General features: G+C 48.4%; 3 protein-coding genes. All 3 read right to left on the minus strand.

The window, feature by feature from the left end:
- Nucleotides 1-62: 62 nt before the first annotated feature.
- The 3 genes from RIG66_RS23725 to RIG66_RS23735 are packed head-to-tail and all read right to left on the minus strand — an operon-like array spanning nucleotide 63 to nucleotide 11,436.
- Nucleotides 63-4,769 (minus strand): amino acid adenylation domain-containing protein, encoded by a 4,707-nt coding sequence (locus RIG66_RS23725; RefSeq protein ID WP_446381162.1) that lies wholly within the window; start codon nucleotides 4,767-4,769, stop codon nucleotides 63-65.
- The gene (locus RIG66_RS23730) at nucleotides 4,766-8,182 is read right to left on the minus strand and encodes a non-ribosomal peptide synthetase (RefSeq protein WP_446381163.1); all 3,417 of its coding nucleotides are present in this window, start codon (nucleotides 8,180-8,182) and stop codon (nucleotides 4,766-4,768) included. Before RIG66_RS23730 ends, RIG66_RS23725 begins: the two co-directional genes overlap by 4 nt.
- Nucleotides 8,179-11,436 carry a non-ribosomal peptide synthetase gene (locus tag RIG66_RS23735; protein WP_446381164.1) on the minus strand — a complete coding sequence of 1,086 codons (3,258 nt, stop codon included), beginning with the start codon at nucleotides 11,434-11,436 and terminating at the stop codon, nucleotides 8,179-8,181. The genes RIG66_RS23730 and RIG66_RS23735 overlap by 4 nt, the downstream gene beginning before the upstream one ends.
- Nucleotides 11,437-11,520: the final 84 nt, after the last annotated feature.

The raw sequence follows: 11,520 nt of genomic DNA on the forward strand, positions 1-11,520 counted from the left end.
TTGGAAGAGGGAAGAGGTGGCAAGACGCTGGCGCTACTCTTGTTGTTGTAACATTGGCATCCTTATCTGCTCTGAGTTCTGCGTTTGATAGTATTTAACTTCTGCTGAATAGCGCTTTGATAAGCTTGTTCTTTGGCAATGTCCTGTTGCTTATCTGCCGCAAAGACTATTTCTTTCAATTCATTCAGCTTGACTGTTGGCACTGTCGTAATCTGGTGCAAAATTGTATCAAAATGACCAAGCATCCGGGTGATGCGACTCGCCTCAAATAACTCTGTATCGTACTTCAACACCCCCATTAATCCTTCGTCTGTTTCCATTACATCCAGGAGTAAGTCAAAGGTTGCTGCTGTGCTTTCAACCTCCACAGGACTTAAAGTTAAACTGGGAAGTTCTAAGGGCTGCATTGGTGCATTTTGAAGTATAAGTTTGACCTGAAATAGCGGCGTGCGGCTCAAATCTCGCTCTGGATTAAGCGCTTCGACTAGCTTGTCAAAGGGCAGATCCTGGTGAGTATAAGCTCCCAGAGTCATTTGGCGTACCCGTTCCAGCACCTCTCGAAAGCTGGGGTTTCCTCCGAGTTGGGTGCGTAATACTAATTGGTTGACAAAAAATCCAATTAACCCTTCCGTTTCGGCTCGGTTGCGATTAGCGACATCAGTACCAACAACAATGTCGTCTTGACCGGAATAGTAGTGGAGCAAGATGTTAAAAGCAGCCAGCAATGTCATAAACAAGGTGACTCCTTCCTTGGCGCTGAAGGCTTTGAGTTCTGCAGATCGGGTTTTGGATAACCTTAGCGATTGTTTTGCTCCCCGATAGGCGGGAACGGCGGGTCGAGGATTGTCGGTGGGTAATTTCAACACCGGAAGGTTATTGCCAAGCTGTTGCTGCCAGTATGCCAGTTGAGTGTCTAGCACATCTCCCTGCAACCACTCTCGTTGCCAGACGGCAAAGTCTGCATACTGAATTGATAATTCGGGTAGAGGTGAAGGTTGTCCGATACAGAAGACTTGATAAAGGGTAGCGATTTCTTGGATTAGGACTCCCATCGACCAACCATCAGCAACAATATGGTGCATGGTAAATAGCACCACGTAATCGGTTAAGCCAAGTTGCAGGAGTGTCACTCGCAATAACGGAGCTTTGGATAAGTCAAAGGGTTTCTGTGCTTCCTGTATCGCGAGCTGCTGGGACTGCTGGGACTGCTGCTCCTCTGGGAGTGCCTTGAGGTCTATAACCTGCACCGTTAACGTTAGGGTTGGGGCAATGACCTGGACAGGTTGTCCATTCACGGTGGTAAAGGTGGTACGCAAGATTTCGTGACGCCGCACAATTTCGTTGAGACTCTGCTCCAGTGCTGGGATATTCAGGGAACCTGTGAGACGCACGGCATCAAGAATGTTATACGCTGTGTTGTTTGGCTCCACCTGATTCAGGAACCACAGCCGTTGTTGAGCGAAGGAGAGGGGTAGATGTTGACTCCGGGGGACGGGTACAATGGGGGAAGCGTTTAGTCCTTGCCCCACCTTCATTCTCGTTTCAATGGTCTCGGCTAATTGTGCGATCGCAGGTGACTCAAACAAACAGCGTAGGGGTAGTTCCACCTGCAAAGCTGAGCGTACCCGGTAAATAACTTGGGTGGCGAGTAGTGAATGTCCGCCTAGCTCAAAGAAGTTATCATAGATACCCACTTGTTCTAACCCCAGGATATCGAGCCAAAGGGACACTAATATTTCTTCAACAAAGGTACGAGGTTTAGCCAAGGGTTTGTCTAACTCCGGTCTAGTCGCACAGGGCGCTGGCAGAGCGCGGCGGTCTACTTTACCATTGGGAGTTAGGGGTAGGGCTTCCAGGGATATGAATATGGAAGGCACCATGTAGTCAGGCAATTTCTCTTTCAGGAAGTGGCGCAGGTTACTGATAGAAAGGGCTGACTGATTCCCCATCACGACATAAGCAACCAACTGCTTATGGCTACGTCCATCATCCTGAGCCAGAACCACAGCCTCTCGTACCCCTGGATATTGGCTCAATACGGCTTCAATTTCTCCAAGTTCGATACGAAAGCCACGAATCTTTACCTGATGGTCGATGCGACCTAAAAACTCAATCGTGCCATCCGGGAGATAACGAGCCAAGTCGCCTGTTTTGTATAACCGCTTTATATTTGAGGATGGGTCTTCTTTTCTCCCCCTGCTCCTTTGGAAGGGGTTGGGGATGAACTTCTGTGCCGTCAGATCAGGGCGGTTAAGATAGCCCTTGGCTAACCCAGCACCACCAATATGCAGTTCCCCGGGTACACCAATGGGAGTTGGCTGGAGATAGCGATCGAGGATATAAATTTGCGTGTTAACAATTGGTCGCCCGATGGGAGGGAGTTTGTGGGTTCCTTTCTTAACCCAGGCAAATGTGGAATAGGTGGTATCTTCAGAAGGACCGTAGAGGTTAAAGACTTTCTCAACCGTGTCTCGCTGATAGATGCGCTCGACCAATCCATTCTGGAGAGGTTCACCTGCCAGGTTGACGATACGCACCGAAGCAGGTAAATCGTCAATATTCAGTAATTCAGCGATCGCGCTAGGAACCGTATTAACCAGGGTGACTTCCTGGTTTGCAGGCAAAGTAGGCAGATGCAACACATTCTCAACCAAGATAACCTTACCCCCCCAGCTCAGGGGTACAAACAGCTCGAACACTGATAGATCGAAGCAGATAGAGGTCGAGGCGAGGACTCCAGCCAGATCCTCTCGTGCAAAGACAGTTCTTGCCCAATTTAATAAGACAACTGTACTGTAGTGAGCGATCGCAACTCCTTTTGGTGTTCCCGTGGAACCGGAGGTGTAGATAACATAGGCGAGGTTTTCCGGCTGAACTGCACTGACAGGATTTCCCTGGCTCTGTTGAGCAAGGACTTGCCAATTTGCATCCAACAAAACGACACAGGCGTGATGTTTATCCAGCTTTGACACTAACCTTTGCTGAGTTAACAGCACCGACACCTGGGAATCGGACAAGATATGAGTCAAACGCTCTTGGGGATACGCCGGGTCTAGGGGGACATAAGCTCCCCCAGCTTTGAGAATACCCAATACACCCACGATCATCTCAAGCGATCGCTCTACACAAATACCCACCAATACCTCTGGCTTTACCCCCAACCTCTGCAGGTAGTGGGCGAGTTGATTCGCTCTGGTGTTCAGTTCTCGGTAGGTTAACTGTTGGTCTTCAAAGACGACCGCTACTGCATCTGGAGTTCGTTCTACTTGAGCTTCAAATAGCTGATGGATACACTGGTCTTTGGGATAATCAGTATGGGTATCATTCCACTCCGCCAACAACTGCTGCCGTTCCCTGGCTGTCAATAAACCAATGTCCCCGAGGCGCTGGTTAGGATTAGCAACAATGCCTTCCAACAGGGTTTGGAAATGCCCCACCATCCGGGTAATCGTGGCAGACTCGAATAAGTCCGTGCTGTAATTCAACGAGCCGATCAATCCCTGTTCTGTCTCTACTATGTTTAGGCTCAAATCAAACTGTGCTGTACCCGTCTCAACCCTTAGGGGACTCACCGTCAAACCTGAAATTGCCAAGTCTTCTTGGGGCGCATTCTGAAGGGCGAACATGACTTGAAACAATGGATTGTGGCTCAGATTACGCTCTAGATTCAGTGCCTCTACTAGCTTTTCAAACGGCAGGTTCTGATGAGCATAAGCAGCTAAACAGACCTCCCGCACCTGACTCAGCAATTCCCGAAAACTGAGATTGCCGGAAAGGTGGTTACGCAGCACTAGGGTATTGACAAAAAAGCCAATGAGTCCTTCCACCTCAGGGCGGTTGCGGTTGGCGATGGGTGAACCGACCAAGATGTCATCCTGCCCAGTATAACGGTGAAGCAACGTCGTAAACGCTGCCAATAGGGTCATGAAAAGAGTGACATTTTCCTGGCGCGAGAGTGCTTTGAGTGCATCAGTCAGGTTGGGGGATAGGGAGAAAATTTGAGTCGCACCTTGACCCGTCTGAACTGCAGGTCGGGGATAATCTGTGGGTAACTGAAGTAGGGAGGGAGGGTTGCCAAGCTGCTGCTGCCAGTAAGCGAGTTCGGTTTCCATAACTTGCCCCTGCAACCACTCTCGTTGCCAGATGGCAAAGTCTGCATACTGGATGGGCAGTTCTGGCAGGGGTGAGGGCTTTCCGACACAGAAGGCTTCGTAAACAGCGGCAACCTCTTGAATGAGTACTCCCATTGACCAGCCGTCAGAGATGATATGGTGCATCGTGAACAACACCACGTAGTCTTCTGCATCGAGCTTGAGGATCGTGGCTCGCAATAAGGGGTCGCCTGTCAAGTTGAAGGGGTGTTGGGCTTCTGCATTGGCTCTGCGCCTGACTTCAACCTCCCGCTCCTCTGGAGGTAGCTGCCGCAGGTCTATCAGGGGCAGGGTTAAGGTTAAGCTAGGAGCAATGCACTGGAATGGTTGGTTATTGACGGTTGTAAAGGTGGTTCGCAAGACTTCATGACGCCTCACGATTTCATTGAGACTCTGCTCCAGTGCTGGGATATTCAGGGAACCCGTAATCCGTAAAGCGGTGGCGATATTGTAGGCAGAAAGACCCGGTTGCAATTGGTCAATAAACCACAGCCGCTGTTGGGCAAAAGACAGGGGGAATCGCTGAGACTGAGTTGCCTTTTTTTGGAGTAGTTGTGCTAGAAGTTCACGCTTTTTTTTCGGTGAATGGTCAGTGACTTGCTTGGACGTATTGCTCATGAATTAACCTCCTGTTCTGCTAACATTTCCTGAAGCAATGAATCAACGTCTTGCTCAGACATTTGATCGAGCTTTTCTAGTAGCTGTTCTGTATTTTCTCGTTCAACTTTTGAAATTGTATTGAGACTCTGGGGGTCTTTATTACCTTGTTTCTGTTGAATGGCAAACGCTTGGTCAGCTACAGTCGGGGCTTCAAAGAGGTGGCGTAAGGGCAGTTCTACTTGGAAAAGTTTACGCATTTGAGAAATGACCTGAGTTGCCAGTAGGGAATGACCACCCAACTCAAAAAAGTTGTCATGGATACCAACTTGTTTGACACCGAGAATGTCTTGCCAAATTTTGGCAATGGTTTGCTCCACCTGATTGCGTGGCATCACATAGGCAACGTCTATGTCTGGACAAACATGATCCGGTACAGGCAAAGCATTGCGGTCTACCTTACCATTCGGGGTTAGGGGTAACGCTTCGAGTGGCACGAAGACTGAAGGCACCATGTAATCGGGCAACTTCTGTTTAAGGAAGCGGCGCAGGTCATTGATAGAAGGTGCTAGTTTTTGATCGGTAACGATATAGGCTATCAGGCGCTTGTCCCCCTGTACCTTTTCCTGAGCTAGAACTACCGTTTCTCGTACCCCTGGGTGTTGATTGAGTAGGGCTTCAATTTCTCCCAGTTCGATGCGGAAACCTCGAATCTTTACTTGGTAGTCCATGCGACTGATGTACTCAAGAGTACCATCGGGTCTGTAGCGAACTAAGTCACCCGTCTTGTACAGTCGGGACGTTGAAACATCATTAAAGGGATTTGAAATAAACGTTTCAGATGTCAGCTCAGGTCTATTGAGATAACCACGGGCTAAACCTAAACCGCCGATGTGTAGTTCACCGATAATCCCCACAGGAACAGGTTGCTGGTCTTGATCCAAAACATACAATTGCGTGTTGGCAATTGGGCGACCGATGGAGATGACTTCACCTGCTCTAAAGTCGCTCTTTTGACTATCTACTTTGTAGGCAGTTGACCAGATCGTGGTTTCTGTGGGTCCGTATAAATTCCATAATTCAGTACCTCGTTCACGTAACTGAATCGCAAGTTCGCGGTTAAGCGTTTCAGCACCGCAGAGGATTTTCAAGGACTCACTGCCCTGCCACCCTGCGGCTAAAAGCATTCGCCAAGTGGCTGGTGTCGCTTGCATGATTGTGGCACCGGAAGATGCTAATCGCTCTAATAAGCGAGTGCCGTCAGCCGCAACTTCACGACTGACTACTACCACACGAGCGCCGACAATCAGGGGTAGGTACAGTTCTAGGGCTGCAATATCAAAGGATAATGGAGTAACTGATAGGAAGGTATCGGCTTGAGTTAACCCTGGACTTAGGCGCATCGCACTTAAGAAGTTAACTAAAGCACTATGCAGAATTTGAACGCCTTTTGGTTTGCCTGTGGAGCCAGAGGTGTAGATTAAATAGGCTAAGTCTTGAGTCGTGACCTTGCTGATGGGATTGCGATCGCTTTCTTGGCTAATCTCCTGCCAGTCATCATCGAGATACACAACCTGAGCCTGGTAGTCTGGCAACCGTGACACCAACGTTTCTGTCGTTAGTAGCACTGGCACGTTAGCATTTTCAAGCATGAATACTAGGCGTTCTTGCGGATACCCTGGATCTAAAGGCATATAAGCCCCGCCAGCTTTGAGAATACCCAATACACCCACAACCATTTCGAGCGATCGCTCTACACATAGTCCCACCAGTACCTCTGGTTTTACACCCAGCTTTTGCAGATGGTGCGCGAGTTGATTCGCCTTAGCGTTCAGTTCTCGGTAGGTCAACTGTTGATCTTCAAAGACAACCGCTACTGCATCCGGTGTCTGTTCGACTTGAGCTTCAAACAACTGATGAATGCATTGATTCTGGGGATAATCTGCCCCAGTGTCATTCCACTCCACTAGCAATTGTTGTTTTTCAGCGTCTGTTAAGAGCTGTAAGTTTTCAAGACGCTGGTCAGGATTGGCGAGAATGCTTGCCACTAAGGTCTGGAAATGCCCTAGCATTCTGGCGATCGTACCTGCGTCGAATAAATCGGTATTGTACTCTAAGCTCCCAATCAGCCCCTGCTCGGTTTCCCTCATCGACAGGCTCAAATCAAATTTTGCCGTACTGCTCTTTGTTTCTAAAAGACTCAGGGTCAAACCGGGTAACGCTAAAGCCGATATTGGCGTGTTGCCGAACTCGAACATTACCTGGAACAGCGGCGTGTGGCTCAGATCCCGCTCCAGTTGCAGTTCATTGACAAGGCGCTCAAAGGGCAAGTCCTGGTGAGCATAGGCTGCCAGCGCGACGTTACGCACTCGGCTCAAAAGCTCCCGAAAACTGGGACGACCTCCAAGGTTGGTACGCATGACCAAGGTATTGACAAAAAACCCAATCAGTCCCTCAATTTCGCTCCGGTTTCGGTTAGCAATAGGCGAACCTACAAGAATATCGTTTTGCCCTGTGTAGCGGTAGAGCAACGTCTTGAATGCCGCCAGCAGGGTCATGAAAAGGGTGACATCCTCCTGCTTACTCAACTCTTTAAGCGCTTCGGTTAACGCCTTAGGCAAAATGAACGATTGTGTTGCACCCCGGAAGGTTTGAACTGGGGGGCGGGTTCGGTCTGTGGGGAGTTCCAAAAGCGGAGGGCTGCCCTCAAGCTGCTGCCGCCAGTAGGTTAGCTGGGTTTCTAGGACTTCTCCCTGTAGCCACTGTTGCTGCCAGACCGCAAAGTCTGCATACTGAATGGGTAACTCTGGTAGCGGCGAAGGTTTTCCTATAGAAAAGGCTTCGTAGAGTATTGCTAGTTCACGAAGAAGTACCCCCTTAGACCAAGCGTCGGAGATAATGTGGTGCATAGTGAACAGCAACACATACTCTGTCTCGTCCAACCGCAGGAGAGTGCATCGCAGTAGGGGTGTCTTTGAGAGGTTGAAAGACTGCTGACCCTCTTCAGTAGCTCGGCGCAGAACCTCGCCTTTTCTCTCGGCTTCAGGGAGTTTTTGTAGGTCAACAACTGGCAGGGTTAAGGGTAAGGTGGGAGCAATCACTTGAACAGGCTGCCCCTCTACCACAGTAAAGGTCGTTCGCAAGACTTCGTGGCGGCGCAGGATTTCATTGAAGCTTTGCTCTAGTGCAGCTAAGTTCAGCCTTCCCAGCAGATGTACGGCTGCCGATTGATTGTAGAAGGGGTTTCCCGGCTCTAACTGCTCAAGGAACCACAGCCTAGCTTGAGCAAAGGACAAGGGAAAAGTACTGGAGTGTCGAGGTTGAGGCTTGATTTTTTGGGGTGAGACGTTATCTCGTTTCTGCCTCAGTCGTTGTAGCAGAAGCTCACGTTTCTGGGGAGAAAGATTAGCAATCCCTTTAATTACGTCACTCATTTTCTACTTCCCTCCTGACTAATGAACTCTTTTTCGGTGGCAAGTAGGGCTTGAACCTCCTCCTCGGAAAGCTGCTCTAGTTCTGCAAACGTCTTAGCCAGCAGTTCACTATCCGTCTGTTCAGCTAACCTTTGTGTAATGATTACTGCCAAATCAGCAACAGTGGGAGCATCAAAAAAGTTGCTCAGGGGTAACTCCACGGCAAAGGTGTCACGCAAACGAGATACAACCTGAGTGACGAGCAGGGAGTGCCCACCTAAATCGAAGAAATTGTCGTGAACACCAACCTGCTCAAGCCCCAACAGTTCTGCCCAAATTCTTGCCAGTGACTCTTCAACAGGTGTTCGGGGTGCCACAAAAGCATCTTCTAAATCGGGTCTAGTTATCTCCAGTGAACGCAGCGCCTGAAAATCCACCTTACCGTTGGCAGTTAGGGGCAGGTTTTTCAACAGCACAAAGGCTGATGGCATCATATAGTCAGGCAGCTTTTCTTTCAGAAAATGGCGCAGTTCACTAGTATTGAAGGTTTTGCCCTGCCTGGGAATAACATAAGCGACTAAGCGTGTGCCACCAGAGTCATCTTCTCGAACTAAGACTACAACGTCCTGAACTTCGGGGTTTTGTCTGAGTACCGACTCAATCTCTCCCGGTTCAATGCGGAAGCCACGAATTTTGAGTTGATGGTCAATTCGCCCCAGAAATTCAATTGTGCCGTCAGGCAGATAACGCGCCACGTCTCCCGTTTTGTATAACCGTGACTCCGACTCATGGCTAAAGGGGTTGGGAATAAATCGCTCGTTGGTTAAGTCGGGTTGGTTCAGATACCCCCGCGCCAGATTATCTCCACCGATATAAAGTTTGCCAGCTACACCCATCGGGGCAGGTTGTAAATACTCGTCTAGAATGTAAACCTGAGTATTGGCAAGAGGACGCCCAATGGGGACAGTCTGCGATCGCTCCCAAATTGCTCTATCTTCGATGGAATAAGTTAGGACTCCAATTGTCGTTTCTGTTGGTCCATAGTGGTTGACAATTTGGCAAGTTGGTGAATACTGCTGGAGTTTCTCCACTAATGTCCAACTCAGCGCCTCGCCCCCCAGAATCAGCCGCTTTTTGGGTAAAATCTTCTCCGGGTGAGATGCACTTAAAAGCGCTTTTAGGTGAGACGGGACAATTTTGAGACAATCAATGGGATGATGGTTGCAGTAATCGGCTAAGGCTTCTGGATTCGTTGCCCCCTCCTGGGAGATAATATGCAGACATCCCCCGGTACACAACGCTGAGAAGATGGCAGTGTTCCCTAAATCGGCGGCGAAGGTGGAAACCGTTGCGAAACTAGCACCTCTGGGTAAGTCGAGTTGGTTGATAATTCCGTTCAGATAATTAAGCAGTTGCCGATGCTCAATTGCCACACCCTTGGGTTTGCCTGTAGAACCTGATGTGTAAATAACGTAGACTAGATGTTCACGGGTGACTTCACTACTGGAATTGGCATCACTCTGTTGAGCCATAGTATCCCAGTCCGTATCTAAACAGATTACCTGTGCCGTAAGAGTTAGACAAGTTTCGACTAACAACTGTTGGGTTAAGAGGATGGGAACTTGAGCATCCTGCAACCGGAAGGTTAGAGCCTCAATGGGTAAGGCTGGATCAAGGGGTAAGTAGGCTCCTCCGGCTTTGAGGATACCCAGGAGTCCGACAATCATGTCTAGGGAACGCTCTACCCACAGTCCAACTACAACCTCTGGCTTGACTCCCCGTTGCTGTAAGGTGTGAGCCAGTTGATTGGCTTTTTGGTTAAGCTGGGCATAGGTTAACTGTTGGTCTTCAAAAACCACAGCAATAGTATTCGGTGTTTTTTCTACCTGTTCTTCAAAGCGTTGGTGAATACATCGATCTAGAGGGTAATCAATCTGGCTGTGGTTAAACTCGACCAGAAGTTGTTGGCGATCACTAGGCGTGAGCATCTCTAAGTGACTAATGAGCGCCTCTGGATTTTCAATCGCGCTGGTTAATACAGTCTGAAACTGTCTAGACAGGCGTTGAATGGCATCTACAGAGAATAAATTAGTATCGTAATGAACGTCTAAACTCAGAGAGTTATTGCTACTAATACAGGTCAGTTTAACCTTGAACGGTTCAATACAACTGTACTGCTTGTAAAGAGAGAATGAAACACCAGCACTCAACCATTGTTCCGACCATTCAACCCATTCAAAACCAATTTGAGACGTTATTCTATCGTCATTCCAGCAAAAATAATCTTGCCATTCTTCAGCATCAACTGTCGCTTTTTTAACGAGTTCTAAGGCTTCTGTGAAGTGCAAGTCTGGTACAACGTGAATTTTAATCGGCAGCCAAGTAGCAAGTAGCCCTAGTACGTTATGCAGGGGTTCATATTCTCCGTCTCTGCGATCATAAATTGTGCCGACGACAATATCTGACTGTCCTGTAACTTGCCAAAGCAGGATTTGCCAACAGGTTAGTAGCACGACAGACGGTGAAGTCTCATACTGCTGCACCAGCGCCTCAATTTTTTCGAGTACATCAGAGCCAAGCGTCACGCTCAGACAGCTAGGAGCAAATTTTGACTGTGGCAAAGATTCGCTCTCAAAAGGCAGCTTCAATCTGTTTGCATTTGAGAAATCTTGCTGCTCCCAATACTCTTTCCCGGCTTCAGCATCGTCGTCTTCGAGTAACTGATTCTGCCACTCTGAAAATTGAACATATTGCACCACTGGATCGGACACTTCCTCACCTTGTAGGTAAGCCGAGTAAGCCTTACTAATTTCAGCGACCAAATTCTTGAGAGTCCAAGCGTCGCCACAAAGGGAAGGTAAGCTAACTATCAAAACCTGCTTAGTGGCTGAGAGTTTGAGTAGAAATGAACGCAAAATCGCTCCTTGCTCCAAGTCAAATCCTTGGTGTCTCTGTTCCAGAAAAAGGGACTCAATTTTAGCGTCTTGTTCCTCCGCTTCCAAATCACTCAAATTGATGCTGTGCCACGACCAGCTACTGCTATCAGTTATAACCATGACTGGCATTTTTATCCCAGGGAGGCGGCGAAAATTTGTACCTAGAATTCTCTGCCGATTGACAACGTTCTGTAAAGCATAGTTCAATATCTCTGGTTTGATATGACCTTTTAGGAGAAGGGCGCCCTGGACACAGTAAGCTGAACTATTTTGCTGTAATGACCAAACACGCTTCTGTTGAGGAGAAAGTCGAAAGCCTTTAGTAATTTGATTTTGCATTTATACACATCTACTCATTTAGCTGTTTACGATCCATAAAGCAGGCTCTTGATCCTCTTTACCTAATACTTATGTGAATTAAGC

It is taken from the genome of Coleofasciculus sp. E2-BRE-01, assembly GCF_040221695.1.
In the GTDB taxonomy this organism is placed as follows: domain Bacteria; phylum Cyanobacteriota; class Cyanobacteriia; order Cyanobacteriales; family Coleofasciculaceae; genus Coleofasciculus.